Source organism: Streptomyces sp. NPDC101181, assembly GCF_044767975.1.
Lineage (GTDB): Bacteria > Actinomycetota > Actinomycetes > Streptomycetales > Streptomycetaceae > Streptomyces.
The window spans coordinates 82263-106736 of sequence record NZ_JBIWOX010000010.1 but is presented as its reverse complement, the minus strand read 5'-3'; the positions used below and the strand labels follow the sequence as shown (position 1 = coordinate 106736).

The 24474-nt window shown below is 71.7% G+C and carries 26 protein-coding genes and 2 pseudogenes; 13 read left to right on the top strand and 15 right to left on the bottom strand.

The window, feature by feature from the left end; all coding sequences use genetic code 11:
- Positions 1-175: 175 nt before the first annotated feature.
- Together ACIRRU_RS16940 and ACIRRU_RS16935 are read left to right on the top strand one after the other, a co-directional pair.
- On the top strand, positions 176-409 hold the full coding sequence (locus ACIRRU_RS16940; protein WP_403680980.1) for a hypothetical protein: 234 nt from the start codon (positions 176-178) through the stop codon (positions 407-409).
- A 366-nt stretch (positions 410-775) separates the two neighbouring features.
- Complete coding sequence (locus ACIRRU_RS16935) at positions 776-973, top strand: hypothetical protein (RefSeq protein WP_403680978.1); 198 nt, start codon at positions 776-778, stop codon at positions 971-973.
- A 21-nt stretch (positions 974-994) separates the two neighbouring features.
- Here the strand turns inward: ACIRRU_RS16935 and ACIRRU_RS16930 are convergent, their stop codons facing one another.
- Together ACIRRU_RS16930 and ACIRRU_RS16925 are read right to left on the bottom strand one after the other, a co-directional pair.
- Positions 995-1846, bottom strand: coding sequence for a helix-turn-helix domain-containing protein (locus ACIRRU_RS16930; RefSeq protein WP_403680975.1), 852 nt, complete (start codon positions 1844-1846; stop codon positions 995-997).
- Positions 1847-1858: 12 nt separating this feature from the next.
- Positions 1859-2593 (bottom strand): DUF6879 family protein, encoded by a 735-nt coding sequence (locus ACIRRU_RS16925; RefSeq protein WP_403680971.1) that lies wholly within the window; start codon positions 2591-2593, stop codon positions 1859-1861.
- A gap of 171 nt (positions 2594-2764) precedes the next feature.
- Here ACIRRU_RS16925 and ACIRRU_RS16920 point away from each other — a divergent pair, with 171 nt between their 5' ends.
- Genes ACIRRU_RS16920 through ACIRRU_RS16910 form a run of 3 tightly spaced genes read left to right on the top strand, consistent with a single transcriptional unit; the run spans position 2765 to position 3398 of the window.
- Positions 2765-2968 carry a hypothetical protein gene (locus ACIRRU_RS16920; protein ID WP_403680969.1) on the top strand — a complete coding sequence of 68 codons (204 nt, stop codon included), beginning with the start codon at positions 2765-2767 and terminating at the stop codon, positions 2966-2968.
- Positions 2965-3201 (top strand): hypothetical protein, encoded by a 237-nt coding sequence (locus tag ACIRRU_RS16915; protein WP_403680968.1) that lies wholly within the window; start codon positions 2965-2967, stop codon positions 3199-3201. Before ACIRRU_RS16920 ends, ACIRRU_RS16915 begins: the two co-directional genes overlap by 4 nt.
- The gene (locus ACIRRU_RS16910) at positions 3198-3398 is read left to right on the top strand and encodes a hypothetical protein (RefSeq protein ID WP_403680966.1); all 201 of its coding nucleotides are present in this window, start codon (positions 3198-3200) and stop codon (positions 3396-3398) included. Before ACIRRU_RS16915 ends, ACIRRU_RS16910 begins: the two co-directional genes overlap by 4 nt.
- A gap of 234 nt (positions 3399-3632) precedes the next feature.
- Here the strand turns inward: ACIRRU_RS16910 and ACIRRU_RS16905 are convergent, their stop codons facing one another.
- The 3 genes from ACIRRU_RS16905 to ACIRRU_RS16895 all read right to left on the bottom strand — a co-directional run bounded on the left by ACIRRU_RS16905 (position 3633) and on the right by ACIRRU_RS16895 (position 6840).
- The gene (locus ACIRRU_RS16905; protein WP_363204642.1) at positions 3633-4970 is read right to left on the bottom strand and encodes a M28 family metallopeptidase; all 1338 of its coding nucleotides are present in this window, start codon (positions 4968-4970) and stop codon (positions 3633-3635) included.
- Positions 4971-5292: 322 nt separating this feature from the next.
- Positions 5293-5886 (bottom strand): TetR/AcrR family transcriptional regulator, encoded by a 594-nt coding sequence (locus tag ACIRRU_RS16900; RefSeq protein ID WP_403680964.1) that lies wholly within the window; start codon positions 5884-5886, stop codon positions 5293-5295.
- A gap of 186 nt (positions 5887-6072) precedes the next feature.
- Positions 6073-6840 carry an SDR family oxidoreductase gene (locus ACIRRU_RS16895; RefSeq protein ID WP_403680961.1) on the bottom strand — a complete coding sequence of 256 codons (768 nt, stop codon included), beginning with the start codon at positions 6838-6840 and terminating at the stop codon, positions 6073-6075.
- A gap of 257 nt (positions 6841-7097) precedes the next feature.
- Between ACIRRU_RS16895 and ACIRRU_RS16890 the strand changes: the two genes are divergently transcribed.
- Together ACIRRU_RS16890 and ACIRRU_RS16885 are read left to right on the top strand one after the other, a co-directional pair.
- A complete protein-coding gene (locus ACIRRU_RS16890; RefSeq protein ID WP_403680959.1) occupies positions 7098-8360 on the top strand; it encodes an exo-beta-N-acetylmuramidase NamZ domain-containing protein in 1263 nt (420 codons plus the stop codon).
- A gap of 359 nt (positions 8361-8719) precedes the next feature.
- Positions 8720-9334 (top strand): hypothetical protein, encoded by a 615-nt coding sequence (locus ACIRRU_RS16885; protein ID WP_403680956.1) that lies wholly within the window; start codon positions 8720-8722, stop codon positions 9332-9334.
- Between the two features lie 129 nt (positions 9335-9463).
- Here the strand turns inward: ACIRRU_RS16885 and ACIRRU_RS16880 are convergent, their stop codons facing one another.
- The 4 genes from ACIRRU_RS16880 to cmdF all read right to left on the bottom strand — a co-directional run bounded on the left by ACIRRU_RS16880 (position 9464) and on the right by cmdF (position 14718).
- Positions 9464-10507 carry an alcohol dehydrogenase catalytic domain-containing protein gene (locus ACIRRU_RS16880; protein ID WP_403680953.1) on the bottom strand — a complete coding sequence of 348 codons (1044 nt, stop codon included), beginning with the start codon at positions 10505-10507 and terminating at the stop codon, positions 9464-9466.
- Positions 10508-10521: 14 nt separating this feature from the next.
- On the bottom strand, positions 10522-11943 hold the full coding sequence (locus ACIRRU_RS16875) for an aldehyde dehydrogenase family protein (RefSeq protein ID WP_403680950.1): 1422 nt from the start codon (positions 11941-11943) through the stop codon (positions 10522-10524).
- Positions 11943-13043 carry a phenazine antibiotic biosynthesis protein gene (locus ACIRRU_RS16870; protein ID WP_403680948.1) on the bottom strand — a complete coding sequence of 367 codons (1101 nt, stop codon included), beginning with the start codon at positions 13041-13043 and terminating at the stop codon, positions 11943-11945. The genes ACIRRU_RS16875 and ACIRRU_RS16870 overlap by 1 nt, the downstream gene beginning before the upstream one ends.
- 67 nt (positions 13044-13110) lie before the next feature.
- A complete protein-coding gene (gene cmdF, locus ACIRRU_RS16865; protein ID WP_403680945.1) occupies positions 13111-14718 on the bottom strand; it encodes a tyrosine 2,3-aminomutase in 1608 nt (535 codons plus the stop codon).
- 394 nt (positions 14719-15112) lie between these two features.
- Here cmdF and ACIRRU_RS16860 point away from each other — a divergent pair, with 394 nt between their 5' ends.
- Entirely contained in the window at positions 15113-16015 is a 903-nt protein-coding gene (locus tag ACIRRU_RS16860; RefSeq protein ID WP_403680942.1) for a phytanoyl-CoA dioxygenase family protein, read from the top strand.
- Positions 16016-16098: 83 nt separating this feature from the next.
- A complete protein-coding gene (locus ACIRRU_RS16855) occupies positions 16099-17133 on the top strand; it encodes a methyltransferase (protein WP_403680939.1) in 1035 nt (344 codons plus the stop codon).
- Between the two features lie 142 nt (positions 17134-17275).
- Here ACIRRU_RS16855 and ACIRRU_RS16850 read toward each other — a convergent pair whose 3' ends face one another.
- The 3 genes from ACIRRU_RS16850 to soxR all read right to left on the bottom strand — a co-directional run bounded on the left by ACIRRU_RS16850 (position 17276) and on the right by soxR (position 19485).
- Positions 17276-17917 (bottom strand): response regulator transcription factor, encoded by a 642-nt coding sequence (locus ACIRRU_RS16850; protein ID WP_403680936.1) that lies wholly within the window; start codon positions 17915-17917, stop codon positions 17276-17278.
- A gap of 110 nt (positions 17918-18027) precedes the next feature.
- Entirely contained in the window at positions 18028-18537 is a 510-nt protein-coding gene (locus tag ACIRRU_RS16845) for a hypothetical protein (RefSeq protein WP_403680934.1), read from the bottom strand.
- Between the two features lie 480 nt (positions 18538-19017).
- Positions 19018-19485, bottom strand: coding sequence for a redox-sensitive transcriptional activator SoxR (soxR, locus tag ACIRRU_RS16840; RefSeq protein WP_363204646.1), 468 nt, complete (start codon positions 19483-19485; stop codon positions 19018-19020).
- A 136-nt stretch (positions 19486-19621) separates the two neighbouring features.
- Between soxR and ACIRRU_RS16835 the strand changes: the two genes are divergently transcribed.
- On the top strand, positions 19622-20083 hold the full coding sequence (locus ACIRRU_RS16835; protein WP_403680931.1) for a MaoC family dehydratase: 462 nt from the start codon (positions 19622-19624) through the stop codon (positions 20081-20083).
- A gap of 21 nt (positions 20084-20104) precedes the next feature.
- Here the strand turns inward: ACIRRU_RS16835 and ACIRRU_RS16830 are convergent, their stop codons facing one another.
- From ACIRRU_RS16830 to ACIRRU_RS16820, 3 genes are all read right to left on the bottom strand, one after another.
- The gene (locus tag ACIRRU_RS16830; protein ID WP_403680929.1) at positions 20105-20743 is read right to left on the bottom strand and encodes a TetR/AcrR family transcriptional regulator; all 639 of its coding nucleotides are present in this window, start codon (positions 20741-20743) and stop codon (positions 20105-20107) included.
- 92 nt (positions 20744-20835) lie between these two features.
- On the bottom strand, positions 20836-21126 hold the full coding sequence (locus ACIRRU_RS16825) for a YiaA/YiaB family inner membrane protein (RefSeq protein ID WP_363204649.1): 291 nt from the start codon (positions 21124-21126) through the stop codon (positions 20836-20838).
- A 125-nt stretch (positions 21127-21251) separates the two neighbouring features.
- On the bottom strand, positions 21252-22403 hold the full coding sequence (locus tag ACIRRU_RS16820; RefSeq protein WP_403680927.1) for an acyl-CoA dehydrogenase family protein: 1152 nt from the start codon (positions 22401-22403) through the stop codon (positions 21252-21254).
- A gap of 77 nt (positions 22404-22480) precedes the next feature.
- On the opposite strand from ACIRRU_RS16820, the gene ACIRRU_RS16815 reads away from it, so the two are divergent.
- From ACIRRU_RS16815 to ACIRRU_RS16805, 3 genes and pseudogenes are all read left to right on the top strand, one after another.
- Positions 22481-23134 (top strand): TetR/AcrR family transcriptional regulator, encoded by a 654-nt coding sequence (locus ACIRRU_RS16815; protein ID WP_403680925.1) that lies wholly within the window; start codon positions 22481-22483, stop codon positions 23132-23134.
- A gap of 13 nt (positions 23135-23147) precedes the next feature.
- Positions 23148-23459, top strand: a pseudogene (locus tag ACIRRU_RS16810) (transcriptional regulator); the annotation flags it as partial.
- A 54-nt stretch (positions 23460-23513) separates the two neighbouring features.
- A pseudogene (locus tag ACIRRU_RS16805) lies at positions 23514-24473 on the top strand (DMT family transporter); the annotation flags it as partial.
- Position 24474 lies beyond the last annotated feature (1 nt).

The window sequence follows — 24474 nt, the reverse complement described above, 5'->3', positions numbered from 1 at the left end:
CGACCCCCTGAGCGCCAGTGACGAGAAGTATTGAGATCATTCACGGGAAGTTAGGCTGGCGAGCCCCCAGGGGTCTCAACATGACGCCAGCCCTCCCCCGGCCAGCACGAGCCCCGAGCCTAGATAAATGCGCCTGCCTCGACTATACTTAGAGAACGAGAGCGTTGATCCAGCTATGGCTACGGCCGGTTCAAATCCGGCAATCACACTTGCGGTTGGTATGGCGCTTTGGCACTTCTACGAGTTCACCAAGGTCATTCGCACGCACCGTAAGGGCAAGACCTGGAGCATCCGCTCCATTTTCACAATTTCAAATCGTAAGGTGGAGGTTGGCATGAAGATTATTGAATTTATTATGTCAGCCGTAAGCGTCGTTGTTGGCGTGGGCCACGTGGTCGTAGCTGAGTGAACGATCTCTGATCGAAGGGGCACCCCGTCTGGGGTGCCCCTTCGCTGTTCCTGCGGCCTGTATGCCCCGCTCCGGGCTCCCGTGGGGTCTCCGGGGGCCTGGCCGGGTGTCTACAGCACTCAGGCCGTTCCCGCCAGCACGAGGCCCCGGAAGAGCGGTAGGCTACATCTCGCAAACCAACTTAGGCGGGGAGTGGGCAACCACCGAAAATCTCCTGAGAGGCAGAAACCTCCGACCGAAGCGAGCGGTCAAACTCGCGCCGAGACCGTTTGTTGGGCGGCCTCAGTAAGGCCAACACGTGCGAAGCGTGGTGGTCGGCTGAGGCTGACGTGCCAAGGTCCGATCACCGGAAAGGTACTCGGACCGTTGAATCTCCCTCTTGGCGTCAAGGTACTGGTGGTCATCATCTGCGCTCTGACCTCCGTCATCGTCGGCATCGTGGCGGGTCTGCTCAAGCACACCCCGGCGTCTCCGAAGGCTCCGGCTGTCCTCTTCGGCGGAGGCGCATTCGGGGGTTCCCTGACCCTGTGCCTGATGTTGATGAGTTCGCTCGGCGTGTTCTAGCCCAGACACCCCACAACGTCATCAACGCGGGTTCAGCGCACGACGCGCCGCGTTGATGACGTTGTGAGCGTCGGACCCGTAGACGGCCGACTCGCTGAGGGTCTTCCAGACCTTCGAGTACAGGGCGATGTTGTCTGCGTCGTCCAACCACATCTCGGCGTGCCAGTCCTCCGCGACCACCAGCCGGTCATCAAGGACCCAGAAGCCGTTGGCGGGCACGATCTTGACGGAGGCTGCGAAGGGGACGACGCCCAACTCGACCGTGTCCATGCCGACCATTCCGGTGAGGCGGTCGAGCTGGGCAGCCAGCACGGAAGGCGGGCAGATCAGCGAGCGCAATGCGGCTTCCCACATCAGGACATGCAGCTTGCGACCAGGCCGGTACAGCCACTCTTGCCGCTGCACCCTGGAGCGCACGGCGGCGTCAACGTCACTGGCTCCGCCCAGCAGTTCGGCGTACCGCTGGATGACGTGGCGCGCGTACTCGGGGGTCTGCAACAGGCCGGGGATCACCGACTCTTCCCAGAGCCACATTTTCGAGGTGCGGTCGATCTCCGCAGTCAGGCCCTCGTGCAGCGGCTTGAAGCCGTTCGCCAGCGCGCGACGCCATGACCGGATGTGGGACTCGAACCCCGCCAGCCGGGCGGCAAGCTCGGGGTATGCGCCCGGCTGCTCGGTCGCGTCGGCCCACGCCCTCAGGTCCTCGGGGGTGGCCGTCTGCTTCGCGTTCTCCAGTTTGCTGACCTTGGAGCCCTGCCACCCCAGACGCTGGGCGAGCTGCTGACCGGTAAGCCGACCACCAGGGCAGGTGAACCGGAGTTCGCGCAGTCGCGCCCCCAAGGCCACCCTGGCTTGCTGGTAGTCAGTGCTCACCGGTCATGCGCTCTATTCGGTTGCGGCGAACTGATCGAACGGCACAGCGTGGTGCATGGCCGCGTCGCGGACCGTGGCGTACCGCACGACCTCGGCCGGTTCGGTGATCAGCTCGATGTCCGTGATGTTGTCGGCGTCGTCGAAGTGCAGCAGGGCGACGATCCTTGAGTCGAAGATCCAGAAGTCTTCGGCAGGCAGGTCGGCCGCGTCCTCGCGCCACAGGTACCGCATGTCCTCGCCAACCGCCGCGTTGTGCCGGGCGTAGTCGAGTAGGAACCGCTGCTCGACGGTCATGGGCTTATCAGCGACGCGCACACGGCCGACCGTCTTGCCTGCCTCGGTCTGGGCCTTGATGTTGACGAACCAGGGCTCGTTGGGGTCGCAGGGCGAGGAACCGGTGGCCATGAACGCTTGAAAGTCGGGGTCCTCACGGTCCGAGGCGTAGCCGCGTCGGGTCTCCAGCCGCCAAGCGGTGTGCTTGAAGGTCTCGAAGAGGCGGCGGAAGGTGGCCCGATCCACGAGGTCCGGCACCCGCTCCATCTCCTTCGGTCCCCAGTTCACAAGCAGTTCGCGCGGTACGGACACCGCTGCATCGCCCTGCCCGAAGTGCTTGAGCTGCGCCAGATCTGCCGGGTCGTTGACGGGCGCGCCTTGCACGATGATCTCGCCGGTGCCTTCGTCTGTGTGCAGGGCGGGGCAGCCATCGACCTTGCTATCTGTGCCGGTGAAGCGCAACTGACGAGCCATGACGCTCTCCCTTCCAGGGGTGTTGATCCAACAGCATGGCCGGGCCGTCGGCTCGGTTCTACGGGGTCAGGCACGGTCCCGGAGAAAACATCGGCAATCTTTCAGACCGGTCGAGCAAACATGAGAAAACAGCGTACCGCCGGGCAACTGCCCACTTCTAGCGTCCCGTTCATGGCAACCAAGGAACAGCAGGACTTCGACCCCTTCGCGGCGATGGAGTCCCTCAGGGCAGCACTGGCCGGGGCGGGGATCGTGCTTCCCTCGCTCGCGGTTGACGTCGCGTCCCCGCAACTGCGGCTCGTGGACCTCGGACGGGTGCGCGCCAACGTGGCCGTGCGGCTGGCCGACGCGCTCCGGAAAGGCGGTCGGGAGTGACCGGCAAAGTTGAGACGAGGCTGTGTGAGGGGCCGCTCCCCTACCCGGCCGGAACGCTGGTGATGGACAAGATCTCGGAGCGCAGTGGCTCCCTGATCTGGGTGCTGGAGGAGCGCACCAAGGAGAAGAACAGGCTCGTCAAGAGCCAGGCGTTCATGCGCCCGCCGGGCGGTGGCATCGAGTGGGACGTGCCTCTGGAACGCATCGTCAGGGTTGAGGAGCCCGAGCGGTGACGCCGACCAGGGTGGCCGCGCTCGTCGGCCCGGGTGACCGGATCGGCTACGAGGGGAAGTGGCGCACCGTGAAGGCCGTCAAAACCGACATCGGCGCGATCGGCGGCCTGTTCGTGGTCGTGGCCTGGGAGGAGGGCGGCACCGACCGCTTCCGCGCCGGGGATGAGCTGCTGCTGGAGCAGCCCGGGGCGGCATAGGCCCGTCGTGGGGTCTCCGTCGCTCTCCCCGGACATAGAGACGCCCCGCCGGGCGGCGAGTACCGGCGGGGCGTCTCTGTGCGCTCCCGTGGCCGTCCGTGGGCTCAGGCGGCGGTGGCCACCCGGAACCGGATCGGAGCCAGAGCGGCACCCCGGGGGATGGGTGTGGGCTGCCCGCGGGAGTAACGCGTGGGCAGCCCCCCGGAGAAGGGGGCGGCCCGGGAGCGGCGACGGTCAGAAGGTGAGCTTCCAGCTGTCGATGTAGCCGGTGTCCTGGCGGGCGACGTCCTGGACCCGGAGCTTCCACGTGCCGTTGGCGGCCTTGGCGGAGGCGTTGACCGTGTACGTCGTGATCACGTTGTCGGCCGAGTCGCCGCTGCTGGAGTTCTTCAGCCGGTAGGCGGTGTTGTCGGGGGCCAGCAGGTCGATGACCAGGTCGCCCCGGTAGGTGTGCTTGATGTCGACGCCGACCTGGAGTGCGGCCGGGGCGTTGCCCGTCCGGCCGGTGACCGCGACCGACGAGGTCACGGCCGCCCCGCCGTCCGGGATGGCCACGTCGGCGTCGTTGGAGAACACGGTGCCGGTGGGCGGTTCGCCGGTGGAGCCCGCGGACAGGGTCCAGACGGCGTGGGCGGCGGCGTCGCTGTTGCGGTCCAGGGCGGTGTCGTTGATGTTGCTCAGGCTGTCGCAGGAGGAGTGGTAGCAGCGGTCGAAGGCCTGACCCGCGGTACCGCCCCACTTCTGCGCCTGGGCCGCCGACTTGGTGTATCCGGCGCCGGTGAAGAGGCCGCCGACGGGGACGCCGATGTTCTTGAACGGAGCGTGGTCGGAGCGGCCGTCGCCCTCGGTCTCGATCTCGGTGGGGACGTTGAGGCCCGCGAAGTAGTCCTTGAACGTCTTCTCGATGACCGGGTCGTCGTCGTAGACGAAGTAACCGGCGTTGGGCGAGCCGATCATGTCGAAGTTGAGGTAGCCGGTGAGCTTGGCGCGCTCGGCGGACGGCAGGTTGTTGACGTAGTACCGGGAGCCGACCAGGCCCAGTTCCTCGGCGCCCCACCAGGCGAACCGCAGGTGCTTGTCGGGCTTCAACTGGGCGCGGGAGACGGCGAGGGCGGTCTCCAGCACGCCGGCCGAACCGGAGCCGTTGTCGTTGATCCCGGCTCCGGAGGAGACGGAGTCCAGGTGTGCCCCGGCCATCAGGACCTTGTTCGGGTCGCCACCGGGCCAGTCGGCCGTCAGGTTGTAGCCGGTGGCGCCGTTGGAGGTGAACTGCTGGAGCGCGGTGGTGTAGCCGGCGGCGTCCAGCTTGGCCTTCACGTAGTCGATGGACGCCTTGTAGCCGGGGCGGCCGTGGGCGCGGTTGCCGCCGTTGTTGGCGGCGATGGTGGAGAACTGCGAGAGGTGGGCCTTGACGTTGGCCAGCGGGATGTCGGGGGCGGCGGCCGCGGCTGCCTCCGGTGCGGCCGCCGGGGCCGCCTGCGCGCCGGGCGCGGCGGTCGCGAGGAGGGCCGCGAGGGCGAGGGCGGCGACGGCCGCCGGGGATCTGCGCAGGGTGAAGCGGTGCGGTCTCATTCACGGGCTCCGGATTCCGTTGGGGACTGACGGAACGTGCGGGGGGTACCCGGCGGCGCGGTGCCCGGCCGGGTCCTGGAGCTGGTGGTGCGCGATGCGTGACCGATGCTCAGGGAAATGACAGTACTCCGTCAAGAGCGGAAACCGGACACGTCTGTTCATTTAACGAACAGCCGTGGGCCCGCGCGTGCCGCCTCCCGGGGAGGCCGGGCCGATGCCGTACCTCCAGGCTCGCCCCCTCGCGCCGAACGGGCCAGCGGGACGTCTCACGATCCGGCCGTCCGGCCACGGCGGACGGACCGCACCCTCTGGGGGCGCGGCGCTAGGGGCGCAGCGCCCGCAGCAGCAGGTCCGCGAGGTGGTCGGCGACCTCCTGGCGGCTGAGCGGTCCGTCCGGTCGGTACCAGGTGGAGAGGTGGTGGACCGAGCCGAAGTGGTAGTCGACGACCAGGTCGGCGGGGGTGGCCGCGGAGAACACCCCGCTGCGCTGCCCCTCCTCGACCAGCGCCCGGAACCGCTCGTGGTAGCGGCGGCGCTCCACCCGTACCTGCTTGTTCTTCTCGGGGCTCAGATGGTGCATGGAGCGGAAGAAGATCGCCGCGTCGTCCAGGTTGTCGATGGTGGTGACGACCACGTCGGCCGCCGCGTCGCGCAGTCGCTCCTCGACCGGGGCGTCCGCGCCCGCGAAGGCGTCCAGGCGCTCCTGCTGGAGCCGCAGCACCCGGGCGTAGACCTCCTGGAGCAGATCCTCCTTGGAGCCGAAGTAGTGGTAGAGCGCCCCCTTGGTGACGCCGGCCGCCTCGACGATCTCCTGCACCGAGGTGCGGTCGTAGCCGCGTTCGGCGAAGAGCCGGGTGGCGGCGGCCAGCAGCCTCCGGGGTACGGGAGAGCCGTTCTGGTCCGTCACCCTGGCCATGAGCCGCAACCCTTCTCGTCCACCGTGCGTGGGCTGTCCCGACGCGGTCCTGGCAGGGAGAACACGACCCCCGCCCCAGGATCTTCCCATTCGCCGCCTTCGGCGGCCCGGCCAGGCTCCCCGGGGCCCCGGGGCGCGGCGCTCCGGCGGCCGCGTTGGGTGGGGCGGCGGTGCCCGTCGTCCCGCTCACGCTCCGCCCGCCTCCTCCCACGTCCGCTGGAGCCGGTTCATACCGCCCATCCAGCGGTCGGGGTCGGTGGCGCGTGCCTGGTAGTACCCGGCGACCTCGGGGTGCGGCAGGACCAGGAAGCGGTCGGCCTCCATCGCGTCGAACAGCGCGTCGGCGACGTCCTGCGGCTCGATCGCCCCCGGCGCGAGGACCAGCTCACCGGCCGAACCGGCGGCGGTGAGCATGTCGGTGCGCACGCCCTGCGGGCAGATCGCGTGGACCTTGACGCCCCGGTGCCGGTAGGTCAGCGAGAGCCACTCGGCGAAGGCGACCGCCCCGTGCTTGGTCACGCTGTACGGGGCCGCGCCGATCATCGTCAGCAGTCCGGCGGCCGAGGCGGTGGCGACGAAGCGGCCGCCGCCGCGCTCCAGCCAGTCGGGCAGGAGGGCCCTGGCCGCGCGGACATGGGCCATCACGTTGACGTCCCAGGCCGCCGCCCAGACCTCCTCGTCGGCGAACGCGTCGCCCGGCGAGGCCAGGCCCGCGTTGGCGCAGTAGACGTCGACGGCGCCTCCCAGCGCGTCCCGTGCCGTGTCCACGATCCCCGAGGCGTCCCCGGCGACGGCGACGCCGCCGATCTCCTCGGCGAGGGGCCCGATCCGCGCGAGGTCGAGGTCGTTGACCACCACCCGCGCCCCCTCGGCGGCGAACCTGCGGGCGAGTGCCGCTCCGATGCCGCCCGCGGCCCCGGTGACCACCACGCCCGCGCCCCGCACCGTGTCCATGCTCGTCCCGCCTCTCTCGCGTCCGCCCGGTCCTGCCCGGTCACAGCGGCAGACTAACCGGTCGGTATGTGACCGGGGAAGGGCCGGGCGCGGGGGGCGCGGACCGTACGGGCAGGGCGGGGGCGGCCGTACGGGCGGCTCGGGAACCGGCTCGGCGCGGGTCGTTCCGCGCCGCTCCGGCCCGCGCTAGCGTGCGTGGGCATGACATCCGGCTCGATCAGGAGCGGTGACGAAGGCATGATCATGGAGGTAGCCCGATGAGTCTGTCCCGACGGGGTCTGCTGGCCGCCGGAGGCGCGGTGAGCGCGCTCGCGGCGACGGGCGCCGCCCCCGCCTCCGCCTCACCCGGACACGGACACGGGCGGGGCCGGGTGCGCACCGGCTTCGACCGGCTGGCGGCCGACGGCTACCGGCTGCTGCGCGGCCGGAAGGTCGGCGTCGTCACCAATCCGACCGGGGTCACCGCCGACGTCCGGCACATCGTCGACGTGATGCACCCGGACTCCCGGGTGAACCTCACCGCCGTGTTCGGCCCCGAGCACGGCTTCCGCGGCACCGCCCAGGCGGGCGGTTCGGAAGGGCGCTACGACGACCCGGCGACCGGACTGCCCGTCTACGACACGTACCTCAAGAGCGGGCAGGAACTCGCGGACGTCTTCACCGCCTCTGGCGTGGACACCGTCCTCTTCGACATCCAGGACGCGGGCGCGCGCTTCTACACGTACATCTGGACGCTGTACGACTGCATGGAGGCGGCCGCGCTCGCCGGCAAGCGCCTCGTCGTGCTGGACCGGCCGAACCCGATGACCGGGCGGGCCGCGCTGGGACCGGTGCTGGACCCGGCGTTCGCCACGTTCGTCGGCCGCCGGGAGATCGCGCAGGCGCACGGGATGACGGTGGCGGAGCTGGCGCTGTTCTTCAACGCGGAGTTCCTGCACGAGAATCCGGTGCGGCTGGAGGTGGTGACGATGTCGGGGTGGCGGCGCTCGGACTTCTTCGACGCCACCGGGCTGCCGTGGGTGCCGCCCAGCCCGAACATGCCGACACCCGAGACGGCCCTCGTGTACTCCGGCACCTGCCTCTTCGAGGGCACCAACCTCTCCGAGGGCCGGGGCACCACGCGCCCCTTCGAACTGCTCGGCGCGGAGGGCGTCGACCACCGGTGGGCGGCCGCCGCGAACGCGCTGGACCTGCCCGGAGTCGCCTTCCGCGAGGCGTACTTCGCGCCGACGTTCTCCAAGTTCCAGGGGAAGACGGTGGGCGGGGTGCAGGTGCACGTGCGGGACCGGGAGGTCTTCGACCCGGTCCGTACCGGCATCGCCCTGCTGGTGACGGCGAAGGCCACCTGGAGCGGCTTCGCCTGGCGGCCCGACCACTGGATCGACAAGCTCACCGGCAACACCCGGGTGCGCACCATGATCGACGCGGGCGCGGACACCGACGCGGTGGCCGGTGCGTGGCAGGAGGACCTGGCGGCGTTCCGGGCGAAGCGCCGGCGGTATCTGCGCTACGGCGGCTGACGCCGCGCGGGGAGCGGCGCGGGGGCCTGGGCGGGGAGAGGGACCGGTGCTGCTCGGGCGCGACTTCCAGCCGACCCGCGGCCACCGCGTGGCCGGGGGCGGCCCCGCCCCCGCGCCGGGCGCCCCCTGTCGTACCGGTGTCCCGTCGCCCCCGCCCGGGTCGCCGTCCCGGCGTCGCGGAACCGCCGCGCGCCCCCCTGGCCACCCGCCCGCACGCCCTTTCACCACCGCCGGCGTCGCACGGCCGGCATGGGCAGTCTCGGCCAATGGACGGATTTCATCTTTCGATGGAGCCGAAACGGGCAGGCGTACGTCCATTCCTTGACGTCCAAGGACGAGCGACGGAGGTGGCAAGTGCCATGGCCGGTTTCCGGAGTCTGGCGAGACAGGTCCGCGATCCCCGGGGCGATCTGGCGCTGCGGAGGTATTCGCTGCGCAAGTGCCTGGAGAGATTCGCCCCCTACGGCCACCGGGCGACCTGGGATCATCTGTGCGCCCGGCACGGCATCGCTCCCGAGGACCGGGCACCCGATCCGGCGCGTCTGGTGCGCGCGCTGGACGAACTGGAGGAGGCGCGGGCGGTCTGGCTCGCGTACGAGGCGGGTTTCGCCGAGCGGCGGCGGCGCGAGAAGCACGCGGGGCTGCGGCGCCCCGGGTCCTTCGACGACTGGCACCGCCGCACCTGGGGCGGGCACGGGGTGGTCCGGTGCGCCGACCCCGGGGTCCATCCCACCGAACCACTGGCCGAGGTGTTGCGCCGCCTCATCGCCGCGCTCGGCTCCGGACCCGGCTCCGCCTGTCCGGTCTGCGAGGACACCGGCATCGAGTGGCGGCAGCAGCCGGGCGGCGGACCCGGGGCGGGACCGGCGTGCACGGGCTGCGGGATCGCGGTGCCCCAGCCCGCCCTGACGGACCGCACCCTGGCGCGGGCCCGGCTGCTGCGCCACCGGAGGCCCGCCGCGGCGGCCGCATGAGGCCCCGCGCTCCCCTGCCCGTGCGGGCGGGCCCCGGCGCCCGCGCCCCGGCCCGCGCGGCACGCCCACGCCGACCGCCCGGCCCTCCCGTGGAGCGGGAGGACCGGAAGGCCGCGAGGGTGCGGTGGCTCAGGGGCGCAGGACGGCTTTGACGCAGCGGCGGGCGTCCATGGCGTGGAACGCCTCCGGCGCGTCGGCCAGGGAGTACGCCGCGTCGAACACGGCGCCCGGTCGCAACGTGCCGTCCAGCACGTCGTCGAGGAGTTCCGGCATCGTGGCGCGGATGTTCGCGCCGCCACCGCCGAGGGTGAGGTTCTTGCCGAACAGTTCCCACAGCGGCAGCGTGATGCCCCAGGGCAGACCGACGTAGCCGATCCGGCCGCCGGGCCGGGCGCAGCCGATCGCCTGCCGCACCGCCTCCAGCGTCCCGACCGCCTCGATCACCCGGCCGCTGCCGCCGTCGAGCAGGTCGGTCACCTCCGCCGCGCCCTCCTCTCCCCGGGCGGCGACCAGGTCGGTGGCCCCGTGGGTCCGGGCCAGCCGGCGCCGCCACGGGTCGCGGGACATGACGACGATCCGTTCCGCTCCCAGCCGGCGGCAGGCCAGGACCGCGCACTGGCCGACGGCCCCGTCCCCGACGACCACGACCGTGTCCCCCGGGCTCACTCCGGCGTGCACGGCCGCCTCGTGTCCGGTGGACATCACATCGGTCAGGGTGAGCAGCGACTCCACCAGGTCGTCGGGGGGCGCCCCGGGAAGGGGCACCAGCGTCGTGCCGGCCAGCGGGACGCGGACGAACGCGGCCTGTCCGCCGTCGAGCGACGAGCCGTCGGGGCCGAACTCGCCGAACAGCGTGCCGTTCTCACAGGCGATCGTCACGCCGCGGCGGCAGTGCCCGCAGACGCCGTCCGAGGTGCTGAACGGCGCGAGGACGAAGTCCCCCCGGCGCAGGGCCGTCACCCCTGCGCCCACGTCCTCGACGACACCCACGAACTCGTGGCCGCTGCGGACCGGCCGGGGCAGGGGCGACAGCCCCCGCAGCACCGACAGGTCCGAGCCGCAGACTCCGGCCGCCACCACCCGCACCAGCGCGTCCCCGGGCTCCTCGATCCGGGGTTCTGGCACCTCCTCCACGCCTACGTCTCCCGGGGCGCGCATGACCACAGCGAGCACGGCGTGACCTCCTCTCAGACTCCGGCGAGCGCGGTGCTGCGCATGAGGAACTCGGACAGGTACCCGTCGTGCGGCATGTCCGGCGGCAGCCACCAGGTGGGCCGGTCCAGGCCGTAGACGTTGCGGACGGACGGCTCGTCGAGCAGCGCCTCCACCAGCCCGGCGTTCCCGTCCGGCACCGCGGCCACCAGCGACCCGCGCAGCGGCGCCACCCCGTGCTCGCGGGCCCAGGGGGCGACCCAGACGCAGGGGAACGGCATCTCCAGGCCGGTCTGCGCGGCCAGGGGGTTCTCCAGCAGGTGCACCGCGGGGCGCAGGGCGGCGCTGCCGTCACCGAGGTCGTGCACGAGGCTGCCGCCGAGAACGGGCTCGCAGCCCGCCGCCCCGCGGCGCAGGGCCTCCTCGACCCCGCGCGCCTCCGCCAGGGGCAGGCACGGAAGTTCGGCGTCCTCCTGCTCCGGCGGCCTCGCCCGCAGCGCCGCCAGCCGCTCCGCCAGCGCCTCGGCGAAGCCTCTGGCATCGTGTTCGACCAGGACGGCGGTGGTGTTGAGGCACGAGACACCGCCCAGTCCGCCGACCGAGTCGGCGATGGTGGCGAGATACGGCTCCCATCGCCCGGTGACGAGCACCTTGACCCGGCCGGGCCCCTGCGTCAGGACCGGTGTCCCCGACGCCCCGCCCGCGTACCGGCGTACGGTCTCGTCCCCGCCGAAGACCATGGCGAGGTCGCTGCCGCGGACCAGTTCCCCGGCGGTGCCGTGGTCGCACGGCAGGGTGACCGCCTCGTCGTCGGCGAATCCGGCGGACCGCAGGGCCCGCACCAGCCGGTCGGGGGTGAACGGGTCGCGGCGCGAGGGGCGCACCGCGACGCGGTAGCCGAGGGCCAGCGCCTGGAGCCACAGCGAGTGGACGGCCGGGTGGTTCCCGGACGCGTTGACGCCGAGCACCCTGCCGCGACGGCGCCAGACGACGGCGCCGGTGCCGGGGGCGGTGCCCGCCGCCGGGGGGAGCACGGCCCGGGGGCGGGCCCCCGCCACGGCGTCCACCGCCCCGGTCAGCATGTCCGCGATGACCGCCGAGGCGGCCCGGACCACCGGCAGTGGTACGCCGGTCGAGCGGGCCACGACGGTGTCGTGCTCCTTCGGTGTCAGCCCGCCCAGCCTGTCCGACGCGAAGGCCGCGCCCGCCGCCCGGAGCCGGTCGGGCAGCCCCTTCGCCGCGGGGGCCGGGCGGCGGCGCATCGCGTCCAGGGTCCGGGCGGCGAACAGGGCCGGTACGAGCGAGAGTTGCGCGAGCGGCTCCCCCGTCACCCCCCGGACCGTCTCGCGTCGGCCGGTGCGGTAGGCCCCGGTCGGGACGAGGGCGTCGACGAAGGGCAGGGCCCCGGCCCCGCTCCCCTTCGGCGCGGCGGCGGTCTCCTCCGGTGCGGCCCGCATCAGTACGCCCCCGTGATGACCGGAACGCCGGTGAAGGCTTCGAGGGGGCGCACGTCCGCCACGGAGTGGCCCACCGCGCCCGGTGGAGCGTTCACCCGCCGCGCCCGGTCACGCTCGCGGTTGTTGGGCAGCAGGGCCGACTTGCTGAGGTGGTGCATGACGACCTGGCCGCTCTCGCCGGGGGCGACCGGCTCGCCGCTGCCGGGATCCACCACCGTGTACGTGACGTTCGCCGAGGGCGAGTCGAACACGGAGTCGCCGTCCTCGGTGGTGGGGCGCTCGAACGCGGCGCCCAGTGCCATCGTGCTGCCGTACAGCCCGAACAGGGGTATCCCGGGGAAGATCTCGCCGCTCAGCAGGTCCCGGGTGTCCCGGTCCATGCTGGTCCCGCACCAGGTGATGACCTGGACCTGTTCCCGGACGAGGTCGGCCGTCCGCTCGTCGCGGGCGAGGCGCTCCAGCAGCGGCGGGGGCGCCTGGAGCGCGCCGGTCCGCTGGCTGCGGAGCACGTCGGCCGCCTGGGCGAGCACATGGTCGAGATACCTGTCGGCGTCCTCGTCGCGCCCCTCGCGCAGACAGCGGCGTACCCAGCGGGGGTCGAAGTCGACGGCGAAGCGCACACCGGCCCGGCGGCGCGCGTGCTGACCGGTGAGTTCGGCGTAGTCGTGCGGGCCGCTCGGACCGAGCGACAGCCAGTTCACCCCTCGCGGATAGCCCCGCTCGTCCATGGCGCGCATGGCGCACGCCATCTCGCGTTCCATCCAGTCGGCCAGGTACAGGACCCGTTTGGGGACACCGGTGGTGCCGCCGCTCTCGAACACGCCGATCACCTCCGCTGCCCCGCCGTAGCCCCGGGGCAGCAGGTCCTCCACCGGGGTGTACCGCAGGTCGTCGACGACCTGCGGGAACAGGTGCAGGTCCGCCGGGGTGCGCACGTCCGTCCGCGGGTCGAAGTCCAGGGCCTTCAGCCGCTCCAGCCAGAACGGGCTGCCGGTCTCCGGGTCGAAGTGCCAGCGCATGGCGGCCCGGACCAGGTCGTCGGGGTCCACGTCCGCGTCGACCGGAGCTTCCAGGACCGCCAGCGCGCTCGCCGTGTTCATCCCGCCTCCCCGGGTTGGGGTGTCCGTCGTGACGTGCCGGCGCCCGGCGGCGCCGTGTGGTCCCCGGTCACCGCAGCGTGATCCCGGCCGAGGTGACGGCGCGCAGGAAGTCGCCGCGCTCGACCGCACCGGCCACGGTCTCCAGCTCGTCCGACATGTACCGGTCGCGGTCGAGGGTCGGCGCCAGCGCGCGCACGGTGTCGTAGACGGCCCTGCCCGCCGTGCCGAGCTTGTCGTAGCAGTCGTTCAGGTCCACGGCCTGGGCCGCCGCCAGGAACTCCACCGCGAGGATGCGGGTGTTGTTGGTGAGCACCCGCCGCGCGTTGCGGGCGGAGATCAGGCCCATGCTGACGATGTCCTGGTTGTCGCCGTTGGAGGGGACGCTCTGGGTGCTGGCCGGGCCGATGGTCCGGTTCTCCGCGACCAGCGCGGTGGCCGGGTACTGGGCGCCCGCGAAGCCGCTGTTGAGACCGGCCTCCCCGGCGACGAGGAACTCCGGGAGTCCGTAGCTGAGGTGCCGGTTGAGCAGCCGGTTGGTCTGGCGCTCGGAGAGGACGCCGAGCTGGGTGAGGGCGATGGTGGTGAAGTCCATGGCGAACGCGACGGGCTGACCGTGGTAGTTGCCGCCGTGGAAGACCTCCTTGCCCGGGAAGAACAGCGGGTTGTCGGTCGCGGAGTTCAGCTCGGTGCCGAGCGTGCCCGCGGCGTGCCGCAGGGTGTCGCGCACCGCGCCGAGGACCTGGGGGATGGCCCGCAGCGTGTACGCCTTCTGGAGGTAGACGTCGGTACGGGTCACCTCCTCGCCCGCCCGCCTGCTCTCCACCTCGCCGCGGATCTCGGCGTGGGAGACGGCCAGCCGGCTGTCGGCGAGCAGCGTCCGCAGGTTGGCGGCCGAGTCGATCTGGCCCTGGTGCGGGCGGGCCAGTTCGTGGCCCTCGGCGAGGAACGGGCTCGTGGAGCACCGCAGCGCCTCCAGCAGGAGAGCGGAGACGATCTCGGCCTGGTGCAGCTGGTCGAGGGCGCGGCCGACGACGAGCGACCCCAGCCCGGTCATCCCGGAGGTGCCGTTGATCAGCGCCAGCCCCTCCTTGAAGCGCATCTCCAGGGGCTCGATGCCCCGCTCGCGCAGCACCTCGCCGGTCGGGACCCGTTTGCCGTCGCGGAGTACGTATCCCTCGCCGATCACGGTGATGGCGATGTGCGACAGGGTCGCGAGGTCGCCGCTGGCGCCGAGCGAGCCGATCTCGGGGATCGCGGGGATGATGCCCTCGTTGAGGTAGAGCGCCAGGCGCTCCAGCACCTCGGGGCGGACGGCGGAGTATCCGCGTGCCAGGGCGTTGAGCCGGGCGGCGAGGATGGCGCGGGCCTCGTCCTCGGCGAACAGCGGGCCGACTCCGGCGCTGTGGCTGCGGATCAGGTTGGTCTGGAGCTCCACCTCCTTGGAGGGCTCGACCTGCATGTAGATCATCTCGCCGTAGCCGGTGGTCACCCCGTAGACCGAGGCGCCCTGGCGGACGATGTCCTCGAACTGCTTCCGGCTGGCCGCGGCCTTGTCCAGGACCTCGGGGCTCACCGTGCAGTGGGTGTGCCGCTCCGCGACGGACCGGACGTCGTCGATGCCGAGGTTCTCCCCGTCGAAGGTGATGGTCGCCGACGCTGTGTCGATCGTGGTCATGGTGTGCGTCTCCTCGTGTGGGTCGGGCCCGGCGGCGCGAGGCGCCGCACCGGGTGCCGGGAAATTCACGGCTCCCGCTGATTCGACCACCGGGGTCTTCGCATTCGATACGCCCACAGGGACATCGGTAAATGGCCTTCCGGGCACACCGAAATGGAAGAACGGCTGACGGATGACGACTCCGGGGCGCAATCGCCTGCCCGGAAGGCGACCGGCTGCCCGGCGCACGATCGTCACCGAACTGCCCTGACCAGGGAGAAAAGGCCTCCGACCGGTCCTGGCCGACCGGGCCGGGCACGAGGCGTGGCGCTCGTGCGTTGTTGTCGCGGAATGCGAGCGGGGCCATTCTTTTCCCACCACACCCGGAAAGAGATCCGGCGAGGAGGAGAAGACCATGAAGCCCCCGTTGAACGACCGTTTCAGCAAGGACGCGAGTATCGACGAAATCATGCGGAGCATGGACGAGAACGGATACGCCGTTGTCGAGGATGTTCTTCCGCACGCGACGGTGGACGCCCTGCTGGAGGAGATGACGCCCTGGATCGACGCCACGCCGTTCGGGCCGGACGCGTTCGCCGGCCAGCGGACCAAGCGCACCGGCAGCCTCGTCGCCCGTTCGGCCACCGCGCGCGAACTGATCGTGCATCCCCTGATCAAGGGGATAGCGGGACAGGTCCTGGCGTCCTCGACGGAGTTCCAGTTGTCGCAGACCCAGCTGATCAGCGCCCACCCGGGCTCCGTGGCGCAGAAGCCCCACAAGGACGAACTCGTCTGGGACTTCTTCCCGTTCGCACCCGATCACCATGTGATGTGCCAGTTCTTCTGGGCGCTCACCGACTTCACCGAGGAGAACGGCGCCACCCGGGTGGCGCCCGGCAGCGACGGGACCGACCCGGCGGAGATCACGGAGAAGGACACCATCCCGGTCGAGATGCGCAAGGGGTCGGTCTTCGTCTTCAACGGGAAGGTCGTGCACGGCGGCGGGACCAACCACTCCGACCACGTGCGGCAGGGCCTGATCACCAGCTACTGCTCCGGCTGGGTCCGGCAGGAGGAGAACCAGTACCTCGTCGCCCCGCCGGACGTCGCCCGCACCTTCTCCGAGGACGTCCTGAGGATGATCGGCTACCAGCAGGGCTGCTTCGCCATGGGGTACGCCGGTGACATCGAGGAGCCGATGGACGTGCTCTTCGGGCGCACGTCGGCCACCCCGATCGTGCCCTCCCAGGCCACCCGCGGCGCCGCCAACGAGCGGGCGCGCCTGTGGAGCGAGGACGTCGTGCAGCGCACCGTCTGACTCCCCCGCCCCACCCCGCCCCGCCGACGGCCGACGGCCCCGCACGGGCGGACCTGTTTCCCGCGCCGAACCGAGAGGTGACGATGACGTCCACGGAAGAACAACCCGTATCGGTCATGCCGATCATGAACATGGTCTACGGCCTGTGGGTGTCCCAGACACTCGTGACCGCCCACGAACGCGATCTGTTCGGGCGCTTCGCCGAACGCCCCGGAATGACCCCGGCCCAGCTCGCGGACCTGCTGGAGCTGGCGGAACGTCCCGTCGAGCAACTGGTCACCGCGTGCGCCGCGCTCGGCCTGCTGGAGCGCGACGGCGAGGGGTATCGCAACACCCCCATGACCACGCGCTATCTGCTCCGCGGCGGCGAGGACTACGCGGGCGGCTGGGTGGAGATCGTCTCCCGGCACGACTACCCGGGATGGCTGCGGCTGGACGAGGCGCTGCGGACGAACCGGCCGACCGCCTGGGACAGCGAGCGGCGCGACTCGCTGTTCGACGACGAGAACCCCGTCGTCGTGGAGTCGTTCTGGGAGGGGATGAGCGCGATCTCCCGGCCCACCGCGCGGACCCTGGCCCGGACGGTCGACCTCTCGGGCGGTCTCTCGCTGCTGGACGTCGGGGGCGGCGGGGGCGCGTACGCGATCGAGCTGAGCCGGGCCTGTCCGTCCCTGCGCACCACCGTCTTCGACCTGCCCTTCGTCTGCGACCTGACGCAGAAGAAGGTCGAGCAGGCGGGCTTCGCCGACCGCATCTCCTTCGCCGGTGGCGACTTCTTCTCCGACCCGCTGCCCACCGGTCAGGACGCCGTGCTGCTCTCGATGATCCTGCACGACTGGGACGTGGAGCAGTGCAAGGCCATTCTGCGCAGCTGTTACGAGGCGCTGGTGCCCGGCGGGCGTCTGCTGATCAGTGAACTGCTGGTCGCCGACACCAAGGACGGGCCGCTGGACGCCACGTTGATGAGTCTGTCGATGCTGGTGGAGACCTTCGGGCGGAACTACACCGGTGCGGAGTACCGGGAGTGGCTGCTGGAGACGGGCTTCACCGACGTCGAGATACGCCCGTTCGAGGCGCCCGCCGCCAACGGCGTCGTCATCGCCCGCAAGCCCGGCTGAGTGCGCGGGCGGGTGCGGTGACCCCGCGGTCGGCGGGGACCGGCCCGCCCGTGTCCGCGTCGGCCCCGGTCCGCCTCGGCGGGCCGGGGCCGATGCCGGTTCCGGCCCGCTCCTCGTCCCGCCGCCCGGACCGGTGGGCCGGTCAGATGTAGCCCTCCCGCAGGGCGTAGGCCACGGCGTGGGCCCGGTTGCGCAGATTCAGACGGGTGGTCAGTTTGTACATGACGTCCTTGATCGTGCGTTCGGAGTAGCAGAGTTCGGCGGCGATCCTCGCGGTACCGAACCCCTCGGCGACCAGGCGCATGACCTCGACCTCGCGCGGGGTGAGTCCGTAGGTGGGGAAGCCGGGCGGCGCGGTGGCCGGGGAGCTTCCCGTACCCATCTGACGGATCAGCCGGCCCAGCAGGTCGGCCGGGAGGTCGCCGTCGCCGCGTGCGGCGGCCAGCACCGCCTGGATCAGGCGGTTCCTGGTGGCCTCGTGGCGCCAGACGACCGCGCTGACCCCGTAGCTGACGATCTCCTGGAACTCCTCGTCCTGCAAGGTGTCCAGCACCAGGACGGCCTTCGCCCCGTCTCCGCCGACGGCCCTGCGCATCTGGGTCAGCGTGCCCTGACTGAGCACGTGGTCGACCAGCAGAATCACACCGCCCGGACTTTTTCGCTCCCGTACTTCGATACGGGAATCGCGGTCCAGAGCGCTCAGCGCACCCTCCCGGGATATCGGGTCGCGGGCGTGCACCACCACGGGGACGCGCGGTTCGCATTGTTCCGGGTGGCGGTCCATGGAATGTGCTGTCTCCGCGGGGTTCGTGACATCGGATAAGGCCGGCAAACCTGACCTCCATATCTGCGCGCGCTGGTGGGTCCGTCGGGCGGGACGGAGGTTCGACGCGCTCAGTTCGCCTGCCGGGATTCCGCGCCGGTCAGATTCCCGACGATGTCGGCCGCGAGATGACGGCACGCGGTCGCGCTCAGGTCCAGCTGGGCGGCCGCCTCGTCGAGATGGCCGACGATGAGGAGGATCGCCTCGCCGTGGCGGGCGGCGCCCGCCGTCCCGTCGTGCGTCCGGTGGCCGCCCAAGGGCTCGCCTTCTCCCGGGTTGGCCTGCAACGCCAAGGCCAGGGCGTTGTTGACCAGGGAGGAGGTGACCAGCACCGAGGACAGTCGCTCCAGGCTGGAGCGGCGGCCGGTGACGGCGGCGAACGTGCTGCCGTACAGGGCGTTCAGCCGCACGAGTGCGGTGGCGGTCAGGTCCTGTGCGGCGAGCAGGAGCGGACCGATCCGGCGGAGGGCGTCGGCTCCCGGCGTGTAGGAGACATCGCGTACCCGGACATGGAGGCTCTCGAATTCAGTTGCGAGGCGATGAAGTTGCCGTTCATGATGGTGTAAATCGATTTCTGACATGACGGCACGGCTCCAGGAGATCGCAGCATCGAGAACGGCGTGACTCCGCCCGCCGGGAAAAGAAGTCACCGGCTGACAGGCCTCGCACGCTCAGCCTACTGACCCCCCTCCGGGACACTCCAGGAACGCGGCTAGAACGGCCAGAATGAATTCGATCAGATATCGGCCAATGGCCCGGCATTTTGCGCCACCTTTACCGAGCCCCGAAGAATGTCGATCCGCTCGCTGTTTGTTTGGCGCGGAGCCGCTTCCGATTTCCTCCCGTGCCGGGCGGAGCCACCCCGGCCGGAGCCCTTGCCCCCGAAGCCCGGCCGTACCGGCACCGCGCGCACCGGCGCCCGTATGGCCTTTCGGGCGGACCGCTTCTGCCCGTTTCACCGAACCAGTCGTACCGGTCGGTTTTCTCTTCCCCGTGGGCCTCTCCGGGCGGCCCGCGGGTGCCCTTCCGGCCGGAGACGCACCCCTGTCCGCCGCGCGGGTTCAGGAAGGCCGCTTGCGCTCCGGCATCAGGCGGGAGCCGGTGATCCGGGCGCCGGAGACGTCGTCGGGGTTGGACAGCACGCAGGTCTCCAGGGAGAGGCAGCCGCACCCGATGCAGTCGGTGAGGTGGTCGCGCAGCCGGTGCAACTGCTCGATCCGGTCGTCCAGTTCGCGACGCCAGGCCGCCGAGAGGTGGGCCCAGTCGGCGCGGTTGGGCGTGCGCTCCTCGGGCAGTTCGGTCAGCGCCTCGCGGATCGTGGCCAGGGGGATGCCGACGCGCTGCGCCGCCCGGACGAAGGCGACCCGGCGCAGCGCGTCACGGGGGTAGCGGCGCTGGTTGCCGCTGGTGCGGGTGGAGCTGATCAGGCCCTTGGACTCGTAGAAGTGCAGGGCCGAGACAGCGGCGCCGCTGCGCGCGGAGAGCTGGCCGACCGAGAGTTCCTGGAGTGACTGCGGGATCTGGGGCACTCCTCCAACCTACTGCCGGTCCTCCACGGGAACGCCGCTCCGTCGTTGACAGGGACGCGCACCGCCATGATGCTGAGCAAGCGCTTGGACATCGCGCCGGAGGGTGCGGTGAGCCGGAGGTCAGGGAGCGGGAAACATGACAGAGGCCAGGATCTTCACGTCCGCGCGGGAGCTGCGGGACGCCGTGGGCGAGCAGCTGGGACACAGCGACTGGCTGGAGGTGGACCAGGAGCGGATCGACCGGTTCGCCGAGGCGACCGGCGACCACCAGTGGATCCACGTGGACCCGGAGCGGGCGAAGGACGGCCCCTTCGGCACGACGATCGCCCACGGCTATCTCACGCTGTCGCTGCTGCCCGCGCTGGTGCCGCAGGTGATGCGGGTCGAGGGCATGAAGATGGGGATCAACTACGGGACCAACAAGGTCCGTTTCCCCTCGACGGTCCCGGTGGGCTCCCGGCTGCGGGCCACGGCGGTGCTCCGGGACGTCACGGAGGCGGGCGGCGGGGTGCAGGTCACCGCCGTCGTCACGGTCGAGCGCGAGGGCGGCGAGAAGCCGGCCTGTGTCGCCGAGTCGGTCTCCCGCTACTACTTCTGATCCCCGCCGCCCCTGTTCCGGTCACTCCCGGCCGGGGGCCGTACGGGCTCCGACCATCCGCAGGACGAGACCGGCGTACAGCTCGCCCACCTCGTCGGGCGTACGGCTGCCCTGGGCGTTGAACCAGCGGGCCACGTCGATACAGAGGGACAACACCGCGAGCGTGGTGCCCGGGACGTCGGGGACGTCGAACTCGCCGTCCCGCACCCCCTCGCCGATGATCCGGCGCACCACCGCGTCGCTCCGGCGGCGCAGCGCGACGATCCCGGTGCGGTGCTCCTCGCCGAGGGCGTCGAGTTCGTACTGCACGACCCGGGCGGTGGTGTGCCGCTCGGCGTGCCAGCGGACGAAGGAGCGGACGGCTCCGGCGAGCCGCTCGGCGGCGCTGCCGTCCCGTCCGGCCTCGGCCTCCAGGACGTTCAGCGCCCGCTCGTGGCCGATCGTGCTGATCCGGTGGAGCAGCTCTTCCTTGGTCTTGTAGTGGATGTAGAGCGCGGCCGGACTCATCCCGGCCCGCCCGGCGATGTCCCGGGTGGTGGTCGCGTGGTAGCCGCGCTCGGCGAAGGCGTCCACGGCGGCGACGAGGAGCCGCCGGGCCGCCTCGGGGGTGACCTCGGCCCAGGGGGCGTCCTCGCCGCTCGTCTCCTCCGCCGCACTCATCGTCCAGGGCCCCTCTCCGTCAACCGGACGAACACCATACCCCGAACCTGAGCAAGCGCTTAGGGGGTGTTCCGCCCGCTTCCGGCCAGGGGTCAGAGCTTCTGGAAGGGGTCGTGGTCGGCGAGGATCTTCTCCAGCCGGGCCTGGTCCACCCGGCTGACGATCTGCCCGGCCTCCTGGCGGTCCCGGATCACCTTGGCCAGCGTGAAGCAGGACGTGACGAGGTAGAGCACGCCGATGGCGAGGAAGCCGCGCACCCAGGGGTCGGCGTCGAGGTGGAAGATGCCGAAGGCCATCGCGCCCATCGCCACCGCGAAGGAGGCGAGGGCCTGGCCGTAGAAGGCGGCGGTGTTCTGCTGCTTGACCGGTGTCGTATCGCTCATGGACCGAGCATCCGCCGATGTGGTGCGCGCCATATCCGCGCCCGTACTCACCCCCGTACTCAGACACCCGCGCCCAGCCACCCGTACGGGCCGCCGGGCCGCCGGACGCGTCGGCCCGGCGGCGGTCAGAAGGCGGAGACGCCGGTCAGGGCGCGGCCGATGATGAGCTTCTGGATCTGGCTGGTGCCCTCGTAGAGGGTCATCACGCGGGCGTCCCGGAGGAGCTTGCCGACGGGGTACTCGTCGATGTAGCCGTAACCGCCGAAGACCTGGAGGGCGTTGTTGGCGCAGCGGACGGCGGCCTCGGAGGCGTACAGCTTGGCCTGGGAGGCGGCGGTGGCGAACTCCTGCCCCCGGTCGATCAGGTCGGCGACCCGCCAGGTCAGCAGCCGGGCGGCGTCGACGTCGACGGCGATGTCGCTGAGCAGTTCCTGGACGAGCTGGTGGCGGGCGATGGGCTTGCCGAACTGCTCGCGCTCTCCGGCGTAGCGGACGGCCGCGTCCAGGGCGGCCTGTCCGATGCCGACGCAGCCCGCCGCGACCGACATCCGCCCCTTGGCCAGCGCGGACATGGCGACGGTGAAGCCCTTGCCCTCCGGGCCGAGGAGGGCGGACGCCGGGATCCGGACGTCCTCCAGCACCAGTTCGGCGGTGGCCTGGCCGCGCAGGCCCAGCTTGCCGTGAAGGGTGCGGCGGGCGAGGCCGGGGGCGTCGGCGGGGACGAGGAAGGCGGAGACGCCGCGGTGGCCGGGGGTCTCGTTCGTACGGGCGAAGAGCAGCACCACGTCGGCCCACGTGCCGTTGGTGATGAACGTCTTGGTGCCGTTGAGGACGTAGTCGTCGCCGTCGCGGACGGCGCGGGTGGCGAGGTTCCCCGCGTCCGAGCCGGTGCCGGGCTCGGTGAGGCCGAAGCAGCCGAGCGCGTCGCCGGAGGTCAGCGGGGGCAGCCACCGCCGCTTCTGGTGCTCGCTCCCCCAGGACGCGACGGTCTTGGCGACCAGGCCGAGCGATACGGAGACGATCCCGCGCACCGAGGAGTCGCCGCGCCCCAGCTCCTCGGTGACCAGGCAGTACGCGAGGTGGTCGCCGCCGGAGCCGCCGTACTCCTCGGGGACGGTCAGGCCGAGGAAGCCGAGGTCGCCGAGCTTCTTCACGATCGACCTGTCGACATTCTCGGCACGGTCCCACGCGACGACATGCGGGGTGACCTCGCGGGCGACGAAGTCCGCGGCCAGCTTCCGGACGGCTTCCTGCTCCTCGCTGAGCGTCAGGTCCATCGCGCGGCACCCCACTTCTCGTCAGCGCGTTAATTAGCACTGCTAGTTTTTTGTTCGGGGGCCCTACTATGGGCCGCATGGCCCGTCCGCGCAAGCCCCTCCTCAGCAGAGACCGCATCGTCGAGGCGGCGAGCGCGCTCGTGGACGCCGAGGGGCTCGACGCCGTCTCCACCCGCCGTCTGGCGGCCGTCCTCGGGGTCAGCGGGCCCTCGCTGTACAACCACTTCCGCAACAAGGAGGAGATCCTCGACGCGGTCGCCGACGCCGTCTCCGTCCAGGTCGACCTGTCGATGTTCGAGGAGTCCGACCCGCGCGACTGGCGCGAGGCCCTGCACGACTGGGCGCTGTCCTACCGGGCCGCCCTCGCCGCGCACCCGCACATCGTGCCCGTGCTCGCCCGGGGACCCGGCCGCCGCCCGGCGGGACTGCGGGTCGCGGACGCGGTGTTCGGCGCGATGGTGGGCGCGGGCTGGCCCCCGGCACAGGCCACCCGCATCGGGGCGCTGATGCGCTATTTCATCACCGGGTCGGCGCTGGGATCGTTCGCCGGGGGCTTCGTCGACGACGAGAGCGCCTACGACCCCGCCGACTACCCGCACCTGGGCCAGGCCCACCTGCTGGCCGACCACCAACGGCAGGTGGACGAGGGGGCGTTCGAGACCGGGCTGCGGGCCCTGCTGGACGGGCTGGGGACGCGGTACGAGGAGTACCGCCGCGACCCGGGGGCCTGAGCGGCGGACCGGGGGGCTGCTGCGGCAGGACACCGGGTTCGCGCTGACCGACGCGGGCCCGGACCGGTTCGGCGCGCTCGGCGTCCCCCCGGACCGCTCCGTCCGGCGGCCGCCGGCGCGGGGCTGCCTGGACTGGACGGAGCGGCGGCCGCACCTCGCGGGGGCCGCGGGCGCGGCGCTGTGCGCCCATGTGCTGGAGCGGGTCTGGTGCGAGCGGTTCGGTACCGGGCGGGCGGTCCGGGCGGCCCCGGACGGGCTGCGGGCCCTCTCCGAGCTGCTGGGCATCGAACCCGCTTCGCCGGACGGCCCGGCCCCCGCCGGCTGACGGTCCCCGGCAATTCGGTGGGGGCCGAAGCGTTCCGGCTCTACGGTCGTGACCATGACGACGCCCCCGGCCTCCTCCGCTCCCCCGGCCGCCCCCGCTCCCGCCCTGCCCTGGCGGGCCACCGCCGCCGCCTGCGTCACCGTGCTGCTGTGGGCCTCCGCCTTCGTCTCGATCCGCAGCGCGGGTGAGGCCTACTCCCCCGGTGCGCTGGCCCTCGGGCGGCTCGCGTCGGGCGGGCTGGTGCTCGGGGTGATCCTGCTCGTGCGACGGGAGGGGCTGCCGGGGCGCGGCGCCTGGCGCGGGATCGTGACCTCCGGGGTGCTGTGGTTCGGGCTGTACATGGTGGCCCTGAACTGGGGCGAACAGGAGGTGGATGCCGGGACCGCGGCGATGCTGGTGAACATCGGGCCGATCCTGATGGCGCTGCTGGGCGCCCGGATGCTCGGGGAGGGGCTGCCGCGCCGCCTGCTGCTGGGAATGGGCATCTCGTTCTCGGGTGCGATCGTCGTCGGCCTCGCCATGTCCGGGCACGGCGGCTCATCCGTGCTGGGGGTGGCGCTCTGCCTGCTGGCGGCGGTGGCGTACGCGCTGGGCGTGGTGAGCCAGAAGCCCGCGCTGGCGTACGGCTCCTCGCTCCAGATCAACACCTTCGGCTGTCTGATCGGCGCCGTCGCCTGCCTGCCGTTCACCGGGGTGCTCGTCTCCGAGGCGGGCCGGGCCCCGCTCCCGGCCACGCTGAACATGGTCTACCTGGGCGTCTTCCCGACCGCGCTGGCCTTCACCACCTGGGGCTACGCGCTGGCCCGGACCACGGCGGGCCGGATGGGCGCGACCACGTACGCGGTTCCGGCGCTGGTGGTGCTCATGGCGTGGGTGCTGCTGGACGAGGTGCCGACCCCGCTCGGCGTCCTCGGCGGGGCGCTGTGCCTGGTCGGGGTGGCGGTCTCGCGCAGCCGCCGGCGGACCGGGCCGGGCGCCGCGACCCCGGCCCCGGCGCCCGGCACGGACAGACACC

Bases quoted from the DNA above. Each gene is read 5' to 3' on its own strand.
- ACIRRU_RS16940 (WP_403680980.1), top strand. From the start codon at position 176: ATGGCTACGGCCGGTTCAAATCCGGCAATCACACTTGCGGTTGGTATG.
- ACIRRU_RS16925 (WP_403680971.1), bottom strand. From the start codon at position 2,593: ATGGCTCGTCAGTTGCGCTTCACCGGCACAGATAGCAAGGTCGATGGC.
- ACIRRU_RS16920 (WP_403680969.1), top strand. From the start codon at position 2,765: ATGGCAACCAAGGAACAGCAGGACTTCGACCCCTTCGCGGCGATGGAG.
- ACIRRU_RS16905 (WP_363204642.1), bottom strand. From the start codon at position 4,970: ATGAGACCGCACCGCTTCACCCTGCGCAGATCCCCGGCGGCCGTCGCC.
- ACIRRU_RS16900 (WP_403680964.1), bottom strand. From the start codon at position 5,886: ATGGCCAGGGTGACGGACCAGAACGGCTCTCCCGTACCCCGGAGGCTG.
- ACIRRU_RS16895 (WP_403680961.1), bottom strand. From the start codon at position 6,840: ATGGACACGGTGCGGGGCGCGGGCGTGGTGGTCACCGGGGCCGCGGGC.
- ACIRRU_RS16890 (WP_403680959.1), top strand. From the start codon at position 7,098: ATGAGTCTGTCCCGACGGGGTCTGCTGGCCGCCGGAGGCGCGGTGAGC.
- ACIRRU_RS16885 (WP_403680956.1), top strand. From the start codon at position 8,720: ATGGCCGGTTTCCGGAGTCTGGCGAGACAGGTCCGCGATCCCCGGGGC.
- ACIRRU_RS16875 (WP_403680950.1), bottom strand. From the start codon at position 11,943: ATGCGGGCCGCACCGGAGGAGACCGCCGCCGCGCCGAAGGGGAGCGGG.
- ACIRRU_RS16870 (WP_403680948.1), bottom strand. From the start codon at position 13,043: ATGAACACGGCGAGCGCGCTGGCGGTCCTGGAAGCTCCGGTCGACGCG.
- cmdF (WP_403680945.1), bottom strand. From the start codon at position 14,718: ATGACCACGATCGACACAGCGTCGGCGACCATCACCTTCGACGGGGAG.
- ACIRRU_RS16860 (WP_403680942.1), top strand. From the start codon at position 15,113: ATGAAGCCCCCGTTGAACGACCGTTTCAGCAAGGACGCGAGTATCGAC.
- ACIRRU_RS16855 (WP_403680939.1), top strand. From the start codon at position 16,099: ATGACGTCCACGGAAGAACAACCCGTATCGGTCATGCCGATCATGAAC.
- ACIRRU_RS16850 (WP_403680936.1), bottom strand. From the start codon at position 17,917: ATGGACCGCCACCCGGAACAATGCGAACCGCGCGTCCCCGTGGTGGTG.
- ACIRRU_RS16845 (WP_403680934.1), bottom strand. From the start codon at position 18,537: ATGTCAGAAATCGATTTACACCATCATGAACGGCAACTTCATCGCCTC.
- ACIRRU_RS16835 (WP_403680931.1), top strand. From the start codon at position 19,622: ATGACAGAGGCCAGGATCTTCACGTCCGCGCGGGAGCTGCGGGACGCC.
- ACIRRU_RS16830 (WP_403680929.1), bottom strand. From the start codon at position 20,743: ATGAGTGCGGCGGAGGAGACGAGCGGCGAGGACGCCCCCTGGGCCGAG.
- ACIRRU_RS16825 (WP_363204649.1), bottom strand. From the start codon at position 21,126: ATGAGCGATACGACACCGGTCAAGCAGCAGAACACCGCCGCCTTCTAC.
- ACIRRU_RS16820 (WP_403680927.1), bottom strand. From the start codon at position 22,403: ATGGACCTGACGCTCAGCGAGGAGCAGGAAGCCGTCCGGAAGCTGGCC.
- ACIRRU_RS16815 (WP_403680925.1), top strand. From the start codon at position 22,481: ATGGCCCGTCCGCGCAAGCCCCTCCTCAGCAGAGACCGCATCGTCGAG.